Annotated in this window: 12 protein-coding genes; all 12 read left to right on the top strand. The window is 37.2% G+C overall.

Annotated features, from left to right (window positions below):
- The first annotated feature begins 62 nt into the window (after window positions 1–62).
- The 12 genes from FAF07_RS09775 (at window position 63) to FAF07_RS09830 (ending at window position 20,266) form a co-directional block, all read left to right on the top strand.
- Window positions 63–3,158: a TAT-variant-translocated molybdopterin oxidoreductase gene (locus tag FAF07_RS09775; protein WP_142784938.1), complete on the top strand. Its 3,096-nt coding sequence runs from the start codon at window positions 63–65 to the stop codon at window positions 3,156–3,158.
- Between the two features lie 85 nt (window positions 3,159–3,243).
- Complete coding sequence (gene nrfD / locus FAF07_RS09780; RefSeq protein WP_142784939.1) at window positions 3,244–4,695, top strand: NrfD/PsrC family molybdoenzyme membrane anchor subunit; 1,452 nt, start codon at window positions 3,244–3,246, stop codon at window positions 4,693–4,695.
- An 8-nt stretch (window positions 4,696–4,703) separates the two neighbouring features.
- Window positions 4,704–5,234 (top strand): DUF3341 domain-containing protein, encoded by a 531-nt coding sequence (locus FAF07_RS09785; RefSeq protein ID WP_142784940.1) that lies wholly within the window; start codon window positions 4,704–4,706, stop codon window positions 5,232–5,234.
- A gap of 16 nt (window positions 5,235–5,250) precedes the next feature.
- On the top strand, window positions 5,251–5,805 hold the full coding sequence (locus tag FAF07_RS09790) for a c-type cytochrome (RefSeq protein WP_185956413.1): 555 nt from the start codon (window positions 5,251–5,253) through the stop codon (window positions 5,803–5,805).
- A 22-nt stretch (window positions 5,806–5,827) separates the two neighbouring features.
- Entirely contained in the window at window positions 5,828–7,387 is a 1,560-nt protein-coding gene (locus tag FAF07_RS09795) for a quinol:cytochrome C oxidoreductase (protein ID WP_246067678.1), read from the top strand.
- Window positions 7,388–7,416: 29 nt separating this feature from the next.
- Complete coding sequence (locus FAF07_RS09800) at window positions 7,417–8,484, top strand: cytochrome c oxidase subunit II (RefSeq protein WP_142784941.1); 1,068 nt, start codon at window positions 7,417–7,419, stop codon at window positions 8,482–8,484.
- A gap of 28 nt (window positions 8,485–8,512) precedes the next feature.
- A complete protein-coding gene (locus FAF07_RS09805) occupies window positions 8,513–10,303 on the top strand; it encodes a cytochrome c oxidase subunit I (protein WP_142784942.1) in 1,791 nt (596 codons plus the stop codon).
- Between the two features lie 229 nt (window positions 10,304–10,532).
- Entirely contained in the window at window positions 10,533–14,192 is a 3,660-nt protein-coding gene (locus FAF07_RS09810; protein ID WP_142784943.1) for a gliding motility-associated C-terminal domain-containing protein, read from the top strand.
- 118 nt (window positions 14,193–14,310) lie between these two features.
- Window positions 14,311–15,267 carry a PorP/SprF family type IX secretion system membrane protein gene (locus FAF07_RS09815; RefSeq protein WP_142784944.1) on the top strand — a complete coding sequence of 319 codons (957 nt, stop codon included), beginning with the start codon at window positions 14,311–14,313 and terminating at the stop codon, window positions 15,265–15,267.
- 110 nt (window positions 15,268–15,377) lie between these two features.
- Window positions 15,378–17,264 carry an OmpA family protein gene (locus FAF07_RS09820; RefSeq protein ID WP_142784945.1) on the top strand — a complete coding sequence of 629 codons (1,887 nt, stop codon included), beginning with the start codon at window positions 15,378–15,380 and terminating at the stop codon, window positions 17,262–17,264.
- A 474-nt stretch (window positions 17,265–17,738) separates the two neighbouring features.
- On the top strand, window positions 17,739–18,761 hold the full coding sequence (gene ruvB / locus FAF07_RS09825) for a Holliday junction branch migration DNA helicase RuvB (RefSeq protein ID WP_142784946.1): 1,023 nt from the start codon (window positions 17,739–17,741) through the stop codon (window positions 18,759–18,761).
- Window positions 18,762–18,922: 161 nt separating this feature from the next.
- Entirely contained in the window at window positions 18,923–20,266 is a 1,344-nt protein-coding gene (locus FAF07_RS09830; protein WP_142784947.1) for a cytochrome-c peroxidase, read from the top strand.
- Window positions 20,267–20,380 lie beyond the last annotated feature (114 nt).

The raw sequence follows: 20,380 nt of genomic DNA on the forward strand, positions 1-20,380 counted from the left end.
GTTTTAGTTTTTTAGAGAGATACTAATAACTAATAACTAACAACTAATAACTAGTAAACAATATGTCATCAAACAAGAAATACTGGAAAAGTGTTGAAGAGCTAAACGAAAATAGCTCTATTGTTGAGACGCTTAAACAAAACGAGTTTGTAGAGCAAATTCCTACTGATGAATTTTTAGGTAATAAAGAGACATTAGAAGCAACGGCTACAACGCGTCGCGATTTCTTAAAATACGTTGGTTTTAGTACAGCAGCAGCGTCATTAGCTGCTTGCGAAGGACCAGTAATTAAATCTATTCCTTATGTAGTTCAACCTACAGAAATTATCCCTGGTGTTGCAAATTATTATGCCACAACCATTGCTAATGGATTTGATTTTGCTAGTGTTTTAGTAAAAACTCGAGAAGGGCGTCCTATTAAAATTGAAAACAATGCCATGGCAACTGCCAACGGTGGTGCTAATGCCAGAGTGAATGCATCCGTTTTAGGACTGTACGATAGTTTAAGGATCCAAGGGCCTAAAAAAGATGGTGATGCTATTTCTTGGAGTACGTTTGATGCGGATACAAATCAAAAATTAACCGACTTAAAAGTTGCTGGTAAAGAGATTGTGTTATTAACACAAACCTTTGCAAGTCCTTCAACCAGTAAATTAATTTCCGAGTTTAAAGAAAAATATGGAAACGTACGTCATGTTATTTATGATGCCGTTTCAGAATCTGCTACATTAGATGCTTATCAAGCGAAGTACGGTGAGCGTGGTTTAGCGAATTATGATTTCGGAAAGGCCATGACCATTGTATCTGTTGGTGCAGATTTCTTAGGAGATTGGCAAGGTGGCGGTTATGATTCCGCATATTCAAAAAACAGAATACCAGAGCAAGGTAAGATGTCGCGTCATATTCAGTTTGAATCTAATATGTCGCTTTCTGGAGCAAATGCAGATAACCGAATCCCATTAACACCAACACAACAAAAAATTGCGTTGGCAAAACTACACAGTTATATTGTAGGAGGTTCTGTAACAGGAAACTTACCAGATCATATAGAAGCGGCAGTTAAAAGCGCAGCTTCAGAATTAAAGAAAGCAGGAAGTAAAGGTTTGGTAATTACAGGCATTCAAGATGTGAATGCGCAAACTGTTGCTCTTGATATTAATGCTTCTCTAGGAAGTCAGGCTTTTGATAAATCGGCACCAGTTAAAACAAGACAAGGTAATGATAAGGCCGTGGCTAAGTTAGTTACAGATATGAAAGCTGGAAACGTTGGGGCAATCATCATGAGTGGTGTAAACCCAATGTATACTTTACCGAATCCTTCAGAATTTACTGAAGGACTGAGTAAGACAGAATTATCAATTGCATTTTCCATGAAAGCTGATGAAACAGCTTCAGCAACACAATATATTGCAGCAACGCCGCACTATTTAGAATCTTGGGGCGATGTTGAAATCAGAAAAGGGCATTATGGGTTAACGCAACCTACTATTCGTCCATTATTTGATACGAGACAATTTCAAGACGCATTACTATTGTGGACTGGAAATGATATGTCTTATTACGATTATATCAAGGAAGCTTGGAACGGTGGTATTTTAGGCGGTAATTCCTTTAATCAAGCCTTGCATGATGGAGTTTATGTTGGCAGTATTTCTACTGAAACAGCAGATACTACAGAAGCAGAAGTTACAGCAGAAACACCTTCAGGAAATGTGGCGAATGCATTAGCTGCGTCGTCCAAATCGGAAGGCTTTGAATTAACATTATATACCAAAGTAGGTATGGGTGACGGGCAACAAGCCAACAATCCATGGTTACAAGAATTTCCAGATCCTTTAACTAGAGCTTCTTGGGATAACTATTTAACCATGTCTAAGGCAGATGCAGACCAATTAGGTTTGGTAAATGTGCATGTTGCCAATGGTGCATTAAATGGTAGTTATGCCAATGTTACAGCAAATGGAAAAACGATTACAGTACCAGTCATGATCCAGCCGGGTCAAGCAAATGGTTCTGTAGGTTTGGCTTTTGGTTATGGAAGAACAGAAGGTTTAAAAGAAGCCATGCAAACAGGTGTTAATGCCTATGCATTATATAATAATTTTAATAGCGTTCAACATGTAACTATTGAAGCTGCAGCAGGCGAGCATGAATTTGCTTCTGTACAGCTACATAATACATTAATGGGTCGTGGTGACATTATTAAAGAAACCACTTTAGAGATTTTCAATACCAAAGATAAAGAGTATTGGAACCCAATTCCTAAAGTATCTTTAAATCATGTTGAGACTCCTGTGACATCGCCCGATGTAGATTTGTGGGATGAGTTTGATCGTTCTATTGGGCATCATTTCAACTTGTCCATTGACTTGAATGCGTGTACCGGTTGTGGTGCTTGTGTTATTGCGTGTCATTCTGAAAACAACGTACCTGTAGTTGGTAAAACTGAAGTACGCCGTAGCCGTGATATGCACTGGTTGCGTATTGATAGATATTATTCGTCGGAAGAATCATTTGAAGGAGATAATGCTAGGAAGGAAAATTCGGAAGGATGGTTTACCGGAACGAAACAGGCATTAAGGGAAATGGAATCTGGTTCTGAGAATCCACAAGTAGCATTCCAACCAGTTATGTGCCAGCATTGTAATCATGCACCTTGTGAAACGGTTTGTCCTGTGGCAGCAACGTCTCATGGTCGTCAAGGTCAAAACCATATGGCTTATAACCGTTGTGTGGGTACAAGATATTGCGCAAACAACTGTCCATATAAAGTACGTCGTTTCAACTGGTTTTTATATAATGGGAATGATGAGTTTGACTATCATATGAATGATGATTTAGGTCGTATGGTATTAAACCCAGATGTAGTTGTGCGCTCTCGTGGTGTGATGGAAAAATGTTCTATGTGTATTCAAAAAACACAAAAGACCATTTTAGATGCAAAACGTGATGGTCGCCTCATTGAAGATGGTGAATTCCAAACAGCCTGTTCGGCAGCTTGTAATAATGGTGCCATGACTTTTGGAGACATTAATGATAAAGATTCAAAAGTTGCAAAGCTTTTAAAAGATAATCGTATGTATCACTTATTAGAGAGCGTGGGTACTAAGCCAAATGTGCAGTACCAGACTAAGGTGAGAAATACAACCGAAGCATAAATAAGTAAAAAGTTTAATGGTTTAAAAGTTAAAAAGGATTATAATTTTTAAACAAGTAAGCAAATAAACAAATAAACAATAAAAAATGGCGTCTCATTACGAAGCACCTATTAGAAGACCTTTAGTTACAGGCGAAAAATCATATCACGATGTTACTGTGGATGTGGCACGCCCTGTTGAAGGAAAGGCAAATAAATCTTGGTGGATTGTATTTTCAATTGCACTGGCAGCTTTCCTTTGGGGAATAGGTTGTATTATTTATACCATATCGACAGGTATCGGAACTTGGGGTTTGAATAAAACCGTAGGTTGGGCTTGGGATATTACCAACTTTGTTTGGTGGGTAGGTATTGGTCACGCAGGAACACTTATTTCTGCAGTACTTTTATTATTCCGTCAAAAATGGAGAATGGCGATTAACCGTTCTGCGGAAGCGATGACTATTTTTTCGGTAATACAAGCCGGATTATTTCCAATTATTCACATGGGTCGTCCGTGGTTAGCATATTGGGTATTACCAATTCCGAATCAGTTTGGTTCACTTTGGGTAAACTTTAACTCACCATTGCTTTGGGATGTATTTGCGATTTCAACGTATTTATCAGTTTCAATGGTTTTCTGGTGGACAGGTTTATTACCAGATTTTGCCATGCTTAGAGATAGAGCTATTAAACCTTTCCAAAAGAAAATTTACTCACTATTGAGTTTCGGTTGGTCTGGTCGTGCAAAAGATTGGCAACGTTTTGAAGAGGTGTCTTTAGTACTTGCCGGTTTAGCAACACCTTTAGTGCTTTCTGTACATACTATTGTATCTTTTGATTTCGCAACATCGGTAATTCCAGGTTGGCATACAACTATATTCCCGCCTTACTTTGTTGCTGGTGCGGTATTCTCAGGATTTGCTATGGTAAACACACTTCTTATAATCATGAGAAAAGTATGTAGCCTAGAGGATTATATCACCGTACAACACATCGAGTTAATGAACATCGTAATTATGATTACGGGTTCTATAGTGGGTGTGGCATATATTACAGAATTATTCATCGCCTGGTATTCTGGTGTAGAATACGAACAATACGCTTTCTTAAACAGAGCAACAGGGCCTTATTGGTGGGCGTATTTATTAATGATGAGCTGTAACGTGTTTTCGCCGCAATTCATGTGGTTCAAGAAATTAAGAACAAGTATTATGTTCTCATTCTTCATCTCTATTGTCGTAAATGTTGGGATGTGGTTTGAGCGTTTTGTAATCATTGTAACCTCCTTACATAGAGATTATTTACCATCTTCATGGACCATGTTTTCACCAACATATGTGGATATTGGAATATTTATAGGAACTATAGGATTCTTCTTTGTGTTATTCTTATTGTATTCAAGAACATTCCCAGTAATTGCGCAGGCAGAGGTTAAAACAATATTAAAATCATCTGGAGAGCGGTACAAACGCATTAGAGAAGGTGGAGAAAGTTTAGCAGGGACAGCTGTAGATGCTAGAACTTCTGAAGATACTAACAACGAAACAAAAATTTAAAGTAGCATATGGAAGCTTCAAAAGTAATTCACGCTATTTATACTGATGATGATGTATTAATGTCTGCTGTTAAAAAAGTAAAGGCAGAAAGATATCACATCGAAGAAATATATACACCATTCCCCGTACACGGACTGGACAAAGCTATGGGATTAGCGCCAACACGTATTGCCATAACCTCATTTATGTATGGCTGTATAGGATTAATCGTTGCTATTTTAATGATGAATTTCATTATGATTGAAGACTGGCCACAAGACATTGGTGGTAAACCAAGTTTTAGTTATTTGCAAAATATGCCGGCTTTTGTACCTATCATGTTCGAGTTAACGGTGTTCTTTGCAGCGCACTTAATGGTTATCACCTTTTACTTACGCTCTAGAATGTGGCCTTTTAAAAACGCGGAAAACCCAGACCCTAGAACCACAGACGACCATTTTTTAATGGAAATCACCGTTAATGATAACGAAGCTGAATTGGCAGCATTGCTTAAGGATACGGGAGCTGTAGAAGTAAATTTAATTGATAAAGCGCATTAACAATAGAAATTGACAAATGAAAAGCTTAATTAAAATATTAGTATTAGCCGTTGTATTAGTAGCCATGTCTTGTAAAAAAGATACGGCGCCTAATTATCAATTCATGCCTAATATGTATGAACCTGTAGGTTATGAAACTTATGGGGAATCCAATGCATTTGCAAATGGCGTTGAAGCACAGCTACCAGCAAAAGGGTCTGTGCCAAGAGGCCATACACCGTTTGATATTGACAATGATATAGAAGGCTATGACCTTGCAAAAGCAACATTAAAAATGCCACTGGATTCAATGAAAGTAGATGCGGCCAGAGGAAAGGAATTATACGATATTTATTGTGGAATATGCCATGGTAACAAAGGCGATGGTCAAGGTAAATTGGTACAGCGCGAAAAGATATTAGGGATTCCAAGTTATGATGATGCAGGAAGAGCTATAAACGCAGGAAGCATATACCATACTATTTATTACGGTAAAAATGCCATGGGTTCTTATGCTAACCAGCTCAATGAAGAAGAGCGCTGGCAAGTCGTATCCTATGTGTTAAAATTGAAAGCAGATTTAGAAAAGTAAGATTGATAAGATTATTATAGATATGTATACATTTTCAAATAAATTAAAGACATTTTCTTTTATTCTAATGATTTTAGGAGCATTGGGTGTAGGATATGGTTTTATGACATCTCATAAATCTTTAGACGAAGTAAAAGCAATGCTTGAAGCGGAAGCTGCTGAACACGGTGGAGGGCATGGTGAAGAGACTATGGCACATGTTGTTGCTGGTGATGAGGTTCATTCAGATAATGCGCATGAAGTAGATACGCATGGTGCATTAGAAGATTTGCATAAAACTGAAGAACATAACGATGTACAAGAGGCAGACTCTATGGTCGTTGCCGAAACACAAGTGTTGGACTCTACAGAAGTAGCGCATGCTGAGGAAACATCTCATGATGTTGCTGAAGTGCATGACACTATTCAAGAGTCGGAAGAATTCTCAGGTTTTGGAGCTACAGATATTAACCTAGCAAAAGAACATCATGGTGACGAACATGCAGAACATGTACAACACCAAATAGCAAATAGACCATGGTCTGCACTATACGTAGCGGCATTTTTCTTTATGATGATTGCACTGGGTGTGTTGGCTTTTTATGCCATTCAAATTGCATCACAAGCAGGATGGTCTCCAGTATTGTTTAGAGTTATGGAAGGTATTACGGCTTATGTGCTTCCGGGAGCCTTAATTGTATTATTAATTGCAGTAGCTTCTGGAACTATAGGACATTATAACCTGTTCATATGGATGGATCCTGAAGTGGTTGAACACGACAAGTTAATTCAAGGAAAATCAAGTTTTTTAAACCTGCCTTGGTTCATCATTAGAGGATTGATATTCATCGCAGGATGGGGTTTATACCGCCATTTTGCACGTAAATTCTCAATTGCTCAAGATACTGCTGAAGATAGAAGTAACTTTAAGAAAGGTTTCCGCATTTCAGCAGCCTTCTTAGTATTTTTTATCTATACAGAATCAATGATGTCCTGGGATTGGATTATGAGTGTAGATCCACACTGGTTTTCAACATTGTTTGGATGGTATGTGTTTGCAAGTATGTTTGTGAGTGGTATTACAGTTATTGCTTTAATCACCATTTATTTAAAATCTAGAAATTATTTAGAGTTTGTAAATGAAAATCATTTGCACGATGTGGCTAAATATATGTTTGCCTTCAGTATTTTCTGGACCTACTTATGGTTTTCTCAATTCATGTTAATTTGGTATTCTAACATTCCAGAAGAGGTGACGTATTTTGTAACCCGTTTCCAAGATTATCAATTACCATTTTTAGGAATGGTAGCCTTGAATTTTATATTTCCAATATTGATGTTAATGAATGCCGATTATAAGCGAATTCCTTGGTTTGTTGTAATGACAGGTCTTGTTATATTATTCGGTCATTATATTGATATATTTAATATGATTATGCCGGCAACAGTTGGTGACAGATGGTTTATTGGAATTCCAGAAATTAGCTCGGTGATGCTTTTTGCAGGGTTATTCATATTTATTGTGTTTACTGCTTTAACAAAAGCACCATTATTAGCAAAAGGAAACCCGTTTGCTAAAGAGAGTAAAGAATTTCATTATTAATAAATATTAAATAAAGACGAACGACAACAATGACTGCTTTATTAACAATTATAGTTTTAGTATTTATATTAGTTGCCATTTGGCAAATGGTGAAAATTTTCGATTTGGCGCAAGCTAAAAACGAAAATACACAGGTTGCCACAGATAAGGATAATACCATTAATGGATATTTAATGATGGGTTTTTTAGCCTTCATATATCTTATTACTATTGTATCTTTTGTAAAATGGGGTGACTTACCTTTGGTTTCAAACTCTGCATCAGAGCACGGGCCAACCATTGATAATTTAATGCTTATCTCTATGGCTGTCATTTTCTTTGTACAGACCATCACACAGTTTCTATTGCATTATTTTGCTTATAAGTATAAAGGAGAGAAAGGCAAAAAAGCATTATTCTTTGCAGACAATAATAAGTTAGAAGCCATTTGGACTATTATTCCTGTGATTGTTTTGGCTGGCTTAATTATATACGGATTGAATACCTGGATTAATATTATGGGTGTTGATGAAAGTGACGATCCTTTAGTAGTAGAACTTTATGCGCAACAGTTTAACTGGAAAGCGCGTTACGGTGGTGCAGATAATACTTTAGGAAAAGCAAATGTACGTTTAATAGATATCGACCGTGCTAACGTATTAGGTTTGGATGAAGCAGATCCGAATGCCCAAGATGATGTGATTACAACAGAATTGCATTTACCTGTAGGTAAACCTGTATTGTTTAAAATGCGTTCACAAGATGTATTGCATTCTGCATACATGCCACACTTTAGAGCACAGATGAACTGCGTTCCTGGTATGATTACGCAATTTGGTTTCACACCAACAGTAACTACTGTTGATATGCGACAAACCCCTGAAATGCAGGAAAAAGTGACTAGAATTAATAGTATAAGAGTTGATAAGAGTAAAGCACTTGTGGCTAAAGGAGAAGAAGCTCTAGAACGTTATGAATTCGATTATTTGTTATTATGTAATAAGATTTGTGGAAAGTCGCACTATAACATGCAAATGAAAATAATAGTAGAAACCCAAGAAGAATACGATGCTTGGATACAAGAACAAACCGTATTCAAGAACACTCTAATTAATTAAATTAAAAAAAGAAAATCGATATAAGATTATGTCAGCACACGAAGATACTCACGCTCACGACGACCACGGACATCATCATAAAGAAACGTTTGTAACTAAATATATATTTAGTCAAGACCATAAAATGATTGCCAAACAGTACCTAGTTACAGGTACCATTATGGGTGTTATTGGGGTTTTAATGTCTATGATGTTCCGTATGCAAATTGCATGGCCGGAAGAACCTAATGTGCTCTTTGAAGCGCTATTAGGGAAATGGGCTCCAGACGGTGTTATGGATGCAGATATTTACCTCGCTTTAGTGACCATTCACGGTACGATCATGGTATTCTTTGTATTAACAGCAGGTTTGAGTGGTACATTTAGTAACTTACTAATTCCATTGCAAATTGGGGCACGAGATATGGCCTCTGGATTCCTTAACATGGTATCGTACTGGTTGTTTTTTACGTCTAGTATTGTTATGGTGATTTCATTATTTGTAGAAGCAGGTCCTGCAGCTGCAGGCTGGACCATTTATCCACCCTTAAGTGCTTTACCAATGGCTCAAGGCGGATCAGGCATGGGGATGACCTTATGGTTGGTGTCTATGGCAATCTTTATTGCATCTTCGTTATTAGGATCATTAAATTATATAGTAACCGTCATCAACTTGCGTACAAAAGGAATGTCTATGACCAGACTTCCATTAACAATTTGGGCATTTTTTATTACTGCGGTTATTGGTGTCGTATCATTTCCTGTATTATTATCAGCAGCCTTATTATTAATAATGGATAGAAGTTTTGGAACCTCATTCTTCTTATCAGATATATTTATTCAAGGTGAAGTATTACATTATCAAGGGGGTTCACCAGTTCTGTTCGAACACTTATTTTGGTTTTTAGGTCATCCTGAAGTTTATATTGTTATTTTACCAGCCATGGGTCTTGTATCCGAAATTATGGCATCCAGTTCACGTAAACCTATTTTTGGTTACCGTGCTATGATTGCTTCGATTTTAGCCATTGCCTTTTTATCAACCATCGTTTGGGGGCATCATATGTTTATCTCGGGAATGAATCCATTCCTAGGATCTGTATTTACATTTACAACTTTACTTATTGCCATACCGTCTGCTGTAAAAGCATTTAACTGGATAACAACCCTTTGGAAAGGTAATTTGCAATTAAATCCTGCTATGTTATTTTCAATAGGTTTTGTATCTACCTTTATTACTGGAGGTCTAACAGGAATTATTCTTGGAGACAGTGCTTTAGATATTAATGTGCACGATACGTATTTTGTGGTAGCACACTTCCATTTAGTTATGGGTATTTCTGCGCTTTATGGTATGTTCGCAGGGATCTATCATTGGTATCCAAAAATGTTTGGACGTATGTTAAATAAAAATTTAGGGTATATCCATTTCTGGGTAACGGCAGTTTGTGCCTATGGCGTATTTTTCCCTATGCATTTTATTGGAATGGCTGGATTACCTCGTCGTTATTACACAAATACAAACTTTCCGTTGTTTGATGATTTGGCGAATGTAAACGTGATTATTACTATTTTTGCTTTAATAGGTGGTGTTGTTCAAATCTTATATTTATATAATTTCTTTATCAGTATGTTCTACGGAAAGAAAACAACCCAGAATCCATGGCGATCGACTACTTTAGAGTGGACCGCACCAATTAAGCATATTCATGGTAACTGGGAAGGGGAGATTCCTCATGTACATCGTTGGGCTTATGACTATAGCAAGCCCGGCCATGACGACGATTTTGTACCACAAAATGTTCCCTTAAAAGAAGGAGAAGAAGAATTGCAGCATTAAATTGCAATCAATTTATAATGAAAAGCCCATCTATTTAGATGGGTTTTTTGTGTTTATATATATTGAAAAGAAATTATTTTAAAAAAAAAATTAAAAAATTCGATGAAATACAAAATAATCCGTTAAATTGCAAATTGAAAAATTAATTTGATATATTCTTCTTACGAAGTGTGATCAAATACTGATTTTAAGATTAAGCTGTTAATTATAAACCTAATCAACCAAACCTATGGAAACAAAATCCCTTTTTAGGAACGGCATTAAGCTGGCTTCCTTTATAATGGTCTTTCTTTGGACATCGATGAATGTTATGGCGCAGTGCCCTACTATTAGCGACCCCACACCGCCTGCAGTATGTGATGCTTCTGGCTTCACTATTGATGATTTAAATGCTTACGCCACCGATCCAGGTGGAGGTATTGTCTGGTATAATGCTGAAACAGATGGAACTGCATATAGACCTAATGAATTGCTGCTAGATGGAATCTATTATATAGATGACAACGCTGGAAGTTGCCCTAGCCCAAGACAATCAATAACTATAACTTTTCAAGTTAATACAGTGCCTTCTGGGGTTTCTTTAGATAAGTTTTACTGCAGTAACGAAAATGCAACTATTCAAGATTATATTGATGATACATTAACACCTTATATTCCTTCTGGAGTTAATATCTTTTACGATGTCGATTTAACGAACCAAGCGAATACCACAGATATTATATCTGAAGGATTTGTAAATTATTATATTGTTTTCACAGATGGAGGCGGGTGTGCAAGTCAGATTAATTTTGGAACAACTATAGTTTCAGTTTCACCGGCTGACCCTACGCCAGCTAATCCGCAAGTATTGTGTTCTGATACAAATCCAACCATTGCAGATTTAGATCCTGGCACAACAGCAGCATTCAGTTGGTATCAAAATGTTGATGGTTCTGAAGATCCCGTCCCACCAGCATTGCCAGCATCGCAACTTTTAGTGGATGGAAGCACCTATTATGTGCAAATTGATGATGTCTTTTGTGATAGCAATGCCGTACCAGTAACTGTTAATATCGATAATCCTAATGATCCTGGAGCTTCAGCAAATTTAGACTATTGTACAGATAATGTTCCTGCTGGCTTTTTTAACCTCTATGATGAGCTAGGCGGTACTGCCGATACAACAGGAAGTTGGTCTGGACCACTAACGACTTCTAACGGACATTTAGGAACGGTTGATATTTCAACCTTAACCACTCCTGGAACATATACATTTACATATACGGTGCCAGATAATGGTGCATGTCCTGCAAGCAACTCAAGCGTGACTGTTGTTATTTATGATATTTTTAGTTCGGGGATACTTTCTGTCAATAATCCGGCTTCATTTTGTGAAGCAACCCTACCGACTTCGTTTGATTTATTTACTTTGATCGAAAATTACGATCCAGATGGACAATGGATTGAGGGAACTACAAGTAGTGGAATTATAGTAGCGGATCCAATGAGTTTAAATTTAACAGGCTATACACCTGCAACATATAATTTTACCTATACGCAAAATAGTTTACCCAATCCGTGTCCTGAAGAATCAACTACAGTACAAGTTATTGTATTGGCAGACCCCAATGCGGGAACTGCTTTAAATGCAGTCTTTTGCGAAAATGATTTAGCGGCTAAGTCACCATTCAATTTATTTGATGCATTAGATGGCTCCCAAGACAATAATAGCGGTACATGGACAGATAGTAGCAACGCTACTATTTCGAATACCATAGATATTACTGGTTTTACAGTTGCAGGAAGTCCTTATAGTTTTGACTATACTATTGATAACGGAACCTGTTCTGATACAGAAACCATAAGCATAACCATCGAGCCAGCACCAGAATCGGGCACAGTTAACGCACCGGTTGCATTTTGTATAGCAGATATAACCACAGACCAGACTTATGATTTATATGATTTATTAACCGACGAAGATCAAACAGGTTCCTGGAATGATGATGATGGTTCAACAGCATTATCAGGAAACCTCGTGACTATCGATGGTTTACCAGAAGGTACATATAACTTTACATACGATGTGGCGGCTATAGATACTTGCGATGATGTTATTGTAACCGTTAGTATCATCATTAATGATACGCCAGCTCCTGCGGCAGCTGCAACACAAATGTTTTGTAACTCAGCACTTATTTCCGATTTATCGGTAACTGGTAACACAATTATTTGGTATGATGCGCCAACTGGAGGTAATGCATTAATAGGCACCACCGCTTTGGCTGATGGTCAGGTATATTATGCAACTCAAACAGATGCCACCACAGGTTGTGAATCTTCAAATAGAACAGCAGTTTCAGTAACCATATACCAATCACCAAATGCAGGAAATATAAGTACATCTCCTATCGCTGCATGTAACGATAATGTAAGTATCGATTTAAATGACGGATTAGATGGTACGCAGGATTCAGGAGGGCAATGGCAAAATGATGATAGTGTTGGTACCCTGATGGGCAATATTTTTAATGCCACAGGTCTTCCGGCAGGAGCTTATAATTTTACCTATCTCTTGACCGCTTCTGCGCCATGCTTAGATGCTAGCACTACTATTTCTGTAATTATCGAAGAACCCTTGAATGCAGGTACTGATGGCGCTCCATTAGATCTCTGTAGTAATGACGGAACGATAGATCTATTTACACAATTGGGCGGAACTCCTGAAACTGGAGGAACATGGTCTCCGGCATTGGTAAGTACTACGGGCGTTTTCGATCCGTTAGTAGATGCTCCTGGAACATATACATATTCGCTTACTAATGCTTGTGGGACAGCATCAAGCGATGTTGCGATTTCTGTAACCCTAGCACCTAACGCTGGTTCAGATAATACTGTGTTAATTTGTGTAGGTGATGGTATTACAGATTTATTTCCCTTATTAGGCACTTCAGCGCAAAGTGGAGGAGTCTGGTCGCCAGCTTTACCAAGTGGTACAGGCGAGTTCGATCCAGCTTCAGATGCCGCTGCAGTGTATACGTATACCGTTACCACAGTGTCACCTTGTACAACAGATGCGTCAGCTCAAATAACAGTTACTGTTGATGATACACCAACCCCAACGGTTAGTAATACTAACCCAGAATTTTGTGCAGTAGACAATCCAACGGTTTCTAACTTAGATAGCGCTATTACATCTACAGGAACAATCAATTGGTACGAAGATGCTGCATTAACCATAGTAGCCAATGCAACAGATGATTTAGTAGATGGTGAAGATTATTACGTAATCCAAACGAATAGTTCAGGTTGTGAATCATCGCAAAGCACTGTTGTTAATGTTGCTATTAATGACACCCCAACACCAACCTTAGCAAATGCAAATTTAGAGTTATGCATCAATGATGACCCGACATTACTTGAACTAGAACTTAATATTGTTGAATTTAATGCAAGCTCAAATAATATTGCTTGGTATGATGTTGAAACTGGCGGAGCAAGTATTTCTAACAATGCAAGCTTAAGCAATGGCACAACCTACTACGCCGCTTTGATTGATGCAACAACAGGATGTGAAAGTAGTGTAAGATTACCGATTACTCCAGATTTAACATCATGTGGTAAATTAGTACTTCCAGATGGATTCTCTCCAAATGGTGATGGCGTAAATGACACGTATGATATTGACAACCTTCAGATTTTATATCCAAATTTCGAATTGGAAATCTATAATCGTTATGGAAATATAGTCTATAAAGGAACGGCTTCAACACCACAATTTGATGGCACATCTAACCAGTCCAGAACCGTTGTCGATGGTGATTTACCAGTAGGAGTATATTTCTATATTTTCAACTTCAACGATGCTGAGAATAAACCGGAACAAGGACGCTTATACTTAAGTAGATAGTTTTCAATAAAGCAAAATTTAAGAAACAATGAAATGAGCCATGGTAGTTTTTTAAAATTAATTAAAGGATTTTTGGCGAATTACATCTGACAGATGAAAAATAAATAAATAAGAACAGATGAAACATTTAAATATATATCATAGAATAGTTGCTTTGTTAGGTTTGACGCTTCTGTCATTTCAAGGCTTCTCACAGCAAGACCCTCAGTTTACACAATATATGTACAACATGAGTATAATCAATCCTGCCTACGCTACAGCAGAAGAAGGCATTTTAAATTTAGGAGGTTTTTATAGAACCCAATGGGTTGGTTTAGAAGGCGCACCCAAAACAGGAAGCTTTTTTGCCCACACGCCCATTAATGAAAAGATAGAATTGGGATTGTCATTCACAAATGACAATATTGGTGATGTGGTCAACGAAAATAATATCTATGCAGATTTCGCATATGTTTTACCGGTAGGTCTTGAGAGTAATATCTCTTTTGGCTTAAAAGCGGGCTTTACATTTTTTGACACCAACTTTAATGGTTTTGTATTGCAATCTGGGAATACCAGTACAGATGTTGCTTTTAACGAAAACATTACCAAAACGTTCCCCAACTTAGGCATAGGTGCATTCTTTTTTACCGACACCTATTATTTAGGGCTATCGGCACCAAACATGCTTTCAACAAAACATATTGAAAGTGAAAACGGTATTAAGGCGACAGGAGTCCAAAATGTACACTATTTTTTTACAGGAGGTTATGTTTTCGATATCAATGAAAATATAAAGTTAAAGCCTGCCTTCATGGGAAAATCGGTTAAAGGCGCTCCCTTGGCATTAGATCTTACCGCAAATGTGTTAATTAACGAAAAACTAGAAGCTGGTTTAGGATACCGAATAGGAGATGCGTTAAGCGCTTTGGTCAATTTTAAGATCACGCCAGAATTAAGGATTGGCTATGCCTATGATTATACCACAAGTAATTTAGGTGACTTTAATTCAGGATCACATGAAATATTTATTTTATTTGATGTGGACTTGTTCGGATTTAAAGGAGGGTACGATCGTTCACCAAGATTCTTCTAAACTTAAAATGACTACAATTGTGAAATATCCATTACCAAATGTTCAATACCAAAGAACATATATTCTATGGATGTTACATGTGACAGTTTAAAAACAATAAAATTTACCACATGAAAAAACATATATACATATTGGCGAGCCTTTTAATGGTTAGTGGGATTGCCTTGGCACAAAAAGGAAATTTAAAACGGGTGAATAAGCTTTTCGAAATGAGAGCCTATACCGAAGCCGCTGAAACTTATGAAACTAAAGAACGTACCCAAGAAGTACTTCAGAATTTGGCAGATTCATACTATTTTAATGTCAGCTTGCAAAAGGCTATAAAAACATACCGTGAGTTATTTGTAACTTATGGCGATTCCATAGATATAGAGTATCACTTTAGATTTGCACAGGCTTTAAAGGGCGTAAAAAACTATAAGGAAGCAGATAAACACTTAAGCATGTATTACAACAGAAAAGTAAATACCGATGCGTTTATGGAACATTTAGAAAAAACAACACCACATACATTCACGTTGGAGCAATTGCAAAACGAAGGCTCGAATAGTGACTTCGGTTTAACTTTTTATGGGGATGATAAAGTGGCTTTTGCATCTGCAAGAAATACGGATAATCCATCTTATTCGTGGAATGAATTGCCCTATTTAGATTTGTATAATGCTACAATGACTAATGAAGGGATGCTTAAAAATATTCAACCATTTTCTGATGCCATTAATACCGATTCGCACGAAAGCAATGCGGTATTTAGTAAAGATGGTAAAACCATGTATTTTAATAGAACCAATTCAACCCGTAAAAAAACAGATGAACAACGCATTGCGCACATTAAAATATACAAGGCAGAACTTATAGATAGTGTATGGACCAATGTTACGGCATTACCCTTTACATCCAATGCATACAGCACAGAACACCCAGCATTGAGTAAAGATGAAAAGACGCTATATTTTGCAAGCGATATGTCCGGGACCTTAGGAAGTTTTGATATTTATAAAGTAGCGATAAATGAGGATGGTACTTACGGAGAGCCAGAAAACTTAGGTGCAACCATCAATACAAAACACCGAGAACAATTTCCATATATTAGTGATTATGATGTGTTGTATTTTTCATCCATCGGTCATGAAGGCTATGGCGGTTTAGATGTCTTTAGAAGTAATATGGTTAATGGCCAGTTCGATAAACCTGTCAATCTGGGAAGTTCCATCAACAGCAATTTAGATGATTTTGCCTATACCGTTAGAGAAAAGAATAACGTTGGTTATGTGTCTTCAAATAGAACCGGTTACGATCGTATTTTTGGTTTCGCTAGAGAAGACAACATGCTTACAAAGTATCAAGTAGAAGGTATTGTACAAGACAAAAACAGCCAAGAGCTACTTACAGGCGCTTTGGTCACCTTGTTTAATGAATCTGGAAATGTGATTCAAGACACACTAGTTGGTGATGATGCCTATTATATTTTCAAAATAGAACCGAATAAAAAGTATAAGGTAAGAGGCACACGAAAAGCCTATATTCCGCAAGACGTAGAATTTTCAACAGATAGCAAAGGCAAAGTGCAACATAATATCTACTTGTCTTTAGAATCTTTTGCCGATGCTGAAGAGCGTGTTAAGGAAAACGAAAAAGGCGATGTTCAAGTGCAGTTGGATAAAATTTATTTTGATTTTGATAAATCGAATATTCGAAAAGATGCAGCAACAACTTTAAATGTACTGGTAGATTTAATGAAGAAATATCCATCTATGGAAGTGGAAGTGTCGGCACATACCGATGCGCGCGGACCAGATCAATACAACTTAGATTTATCTAAACGGAGAGCCGCATCCACTTTAGAATATTTAGTAAGTCAGGGCATTGATAGAAACCGATTAAAAAGTATCGGGTATGGTGAAATGCAACCACTAAACGACTGTGTTAAAGAAGACATCTGTGAAGATGAAGAGTATGATATTAACAGACGATGTGAATTTACAATATTGAATTAACCAAAAGTCTAAATAACCAAAATTATTTAAAAGACCTTTCCAATTTGGAAAGGCTTTTTTTATGCTGAATTTGTTTCAGTATGCTTATATTTGAATATAAATAAACAACTTTATGTATTTTTAAAATAGATAAAGAAAACCTTATGAAATATGATTAAGTTTTGGATTTTAACAATTTGTATATTTTTAATTCTGGCTTACTTTCTGAACAAAGTAATTTATAAGCATATTAGGGGTAATGAAAAAAAGGATAAAAGACTATGGAACATATATTATTGGGAAGGGTTAGTTGCCTTAAGTTCAGGATTAACATTTGTTATATTGTTTATTTTGAAATCGACCAATTTTTTGCCTTTTTAAATCTTGTCATTCCGGAGTTTATACTGAGCGCAGTCGAAGTAAACAAGAAACTAAATTCATAAGTATCAAAATACTATAAAATGTCACCCTGAGCGCAGTCGAAGGGTCTTTAATATGAACGAAAATCTAGACACAACAAACGAGAATTTTTCACCAGAAGAAATAGAGGTTGAAAAAAAGTTAAGACCCTTATCATTTGATGATTTCACCGGTCAGGATCAGGTATTGGAAAATCTTCAAATTTTTGTTCAAGCCGCTAATTTAAGAAGCGAAGCTTTAGATCACACACTTTTTCATGGCCCTCCTGGATTAGGAAAAACCACCTTAGCACATATTTTGGCTAACGAACTTAGTGTTGGCATAAAAGTAACCTCGGGTCCTGTTCTGGATAAACCCGGGGATTTAGCGGGATTGTTAACCAATTTAGAAGAACGCGATGTATTGTTTATTGATGAAATACACCGTCTAAGCCCTATCGTAGAAGAGTATTTATATTCGGCTATGGAGGATTATAAAATTGATATCATGATTGAATCTGGACCTAATGCAAGAACGGTTCAAATCAATCTGAGTCCATTTACTTTAATAGGTGCCACGACACGTTCGGGTTTGCTAACAGCTCCCATGCGTGCCCGTTTTGGGATTCAAAGTCGCCTACAATATTATAAAACGGATTTGCTAACGACCATTGTGCAACGTAGCGCTTCCATTTTAAATATGCCAACAAGCATGGAGGCCGCCATTGAAATTGCTGGAAGAAGTCGGGGCACGCCAAGAATAGCCAATGCCTTGTTAAGACGGGTTCGTGATTTCGCCCAAATTAAGGGTGACGGCACTATTGATATTAAAATCGCCAAATTCGCCTTAGAGGCGTTGCATGTGGATGCTCATGGTTTAGATGAAATGGATAATAAAATCCTGATGACCATTATAGAAAAGTTTAAAGGTGGCCCCGTTGGTGTTTCTACCATTGCCACGGCAGTCAGTGAAAGTACCGAAACCATTGAAGAGGTTTACGAGCCGTTTCTAATACAACAAGGTTTTATCATGCGCACGCCTCGAGGAAGAGAAGTTACGGAACTTGCCTATAAACATTTGGGAAAAATAAAAGGCTCTGTTCAAGGGGGTTTGTTTTAGAACAATCTAAATTAAAAGATAACAGACTAATTGATTATTAATGAGCATCTTGTGTCTTCTAACCGTATGACTAATAAATCGGACTTTTAACTATAATTTTAGAAGAGAATTCTTGTTTTTTTTACTTTTCGCGTGAAATAGATAACCCAAATCTAATTGAAATGAAACACACATGCTTTTTAAAAGTTATCGTTCTTGGTGTTTTTTTTACACTCAGTTCCTGTGTTACAGATCAAGACGATTATGTAAACACACCAGTTGAATCCAATTTAGAAAAGCGTCTTGCAGAACTATATGGCTCTAAGTCAGCGCTCATATTGCCAGCTTCTAACGACTTTTCGAAAATTCCTAGTGATGCGAATAATCCAATAACCCAGGCTAAAGTAGAACTGGGTAAATTTTTATTTCATGAAACGGCTCTAGGTGAAAACCCGAAATTGGAACAAGGAAGGGATACCTATTCTTGTGCGAGTTGTCATCATGCAGATGCTGGTTTTCAAAGCGGGATAATCCAAGGTATTGGAGAAGGTGGCATTGGCTTTGGAATAAAAGGGGAAGGACGTATAAAATCAACAGAATACCGAGAAGAAGATTTAGATATGCAACCCATAAGAAGTCCTAGTATTTTAAATACGGCGTATCAAGACGTCATGCTATGGAATGGTCAATTTGGAGCGGTAGGTACTAACGCAGGTACCGAAGCCAGTTGGAAAGCGGGAACGCCTATAGAGAATAACACCTTAGGATTTGAAGGTTTAGAAACTCAGGCTATCGCCGGAATTGAAGTTCATAGAATGGTATGCGATCCGGACTTTGTTGCCAGTTCACCTTATAAAGATTTGTTTGACAATGCTTTTCCAAATACGCCAATTGAAGACCGTTATACGCGAATAAAAGCAGGTCTCGCTATTGCGGCCTATGAAAGAACTGTTTTATCTAACCAAGCGCCTTTCCAAGACTGGTTAAAAGGGGATTATACGGCTATGGCTGAGGAGGAAATTGAAGGTGCGATGTTGTTTTTTGATAAAGGCCAATGTTACAGCTGCCACTCAGGGCCAGGTCTAAATGGTATGGAATTTCACGCATTGGGTATGAATGATTTGGCAGGTCCAAATGTGCTCACCGTGGTTAATGATGCTACAAAAAGAGGACGTGGTGGATTCACAGGTAAAAGTGAGGATGATTATAAGTTTAAAACGCCACAATTATATAATCTTAATGATGTTAATTTTTTCGGTCACGGCGGCAGTTTTACATCGGTGGAAGCTATTGTTCGATACAAAAACAAAGCGAGACATGAGAACAATGGTGTGCCCTCGGATAAACTATCTCCAAAATTTGAGCCCTTAAATTTAGATGAGGCTGAAATTCATGCCCTGACTTTATTTATAGAAAAATCTTTATACGATCCGTATTTATCGCGGTACAAACCAGAGCGTTTGCCATCGGGATTCTGCTTTCCTAATGCAGATTCCCAATCGTCCTTAGATATGGGATGTAATTAAACGGTATACACTCATTTAGATTATAAGAACTATATTGTAGCTTATACCGTTTATAATTTAAAATGGGTTTGAAACAATTTGAATTGTAATTGGTATTAATTGTTTCAGACTGGT

The sequence above is a fragment of the Changchengzhania lutea genome, from assembly GCF_006974145.1.
GTDB lineage: Bacteria > Bacteroidota > Bacteroidia > Flavobacteriales > Flavobacteriaceae > Changchengzhania > Changchengzhania lutea.

Coding starts and splice junctions, on each gene's coding strand:
- FAF07_RS09785 (WP_142784940.1), top strand. CDS start 4,704: ATGGAAGCTTCAAAAGTAATTCACGCTATTTATACTGATGATGATGTA.
- FAF07_RS09790 (WP_185956413.1), top strand. CDS start 5,251: ATGAAAAGCTTAATTAAAATATTAGTATTAGCCGTTGTATTAGTAGCC.
- FAF07_RS09795 (WP_246067678.1), top strand. CDS start 5,828: ATGTATACATTTTCAAATAAATTAAAGACATTTTCTTTTATTCTAATG.
- FAF07_RS09775 (WP_142784938.1), top strand. CDS start 63: ATGTCATCAAACAAGAAATACTGGAAAAGTGTTGAAGAGCTAAACGAA.
- FAF07_RS09820 (WP_142784945.1), top strand. CDS start 15,378: ATGAAAAAACATATATACATATTGGCGAGCCTTTTAATGGTTAGTGGG.
- FAF07_RS09815 (WP_142784944.1), top strand. CDS start 14,311: ATGAAACATTTAAATATATATCATAGAATAGTTGCTTTGTTAGGTTTG.
- FAF07_RS09805 (WP_142784942.1), top strand. CDS start 8,513: ATGTCAGCACACGAAGATACTCACGCTCACGACGACCACGGACATCAT.
- nrfD (WP_142784939.1), top strand. CDS start 3,244: ATGGCGTCTCATTACGAAGCACCTATTAGAAGACCTTTAGTTACAGGC.
- ruvB (WP_142784946.1), top strand. CDS start 17,739: ATGAACGAAAATCTAGACACAACAAACGAGAATTTTTCACCAGAAGAA.
- FAF07_RS09800 (WP_142784941.1), top strand. CDS start 7,417: ATGACTGCTTTATTAACAATTATAGTTTTAGTATTTATATTAGTTGCC.
- FAF07_RS09830 (WP_142784947.1), top strand. CDS start 18,923: ATGAAACACACATGCTTTTTAAAAGTTATCGTTCTTGGTGTTTTTTTT.
- FAF07_RS09810 (WP_142784943.1), top strand. CDS start 10,533: ATGGAAACAAAATCCCTTTTTAGGAACGGCATTAAGCTGGCTTCCTTT.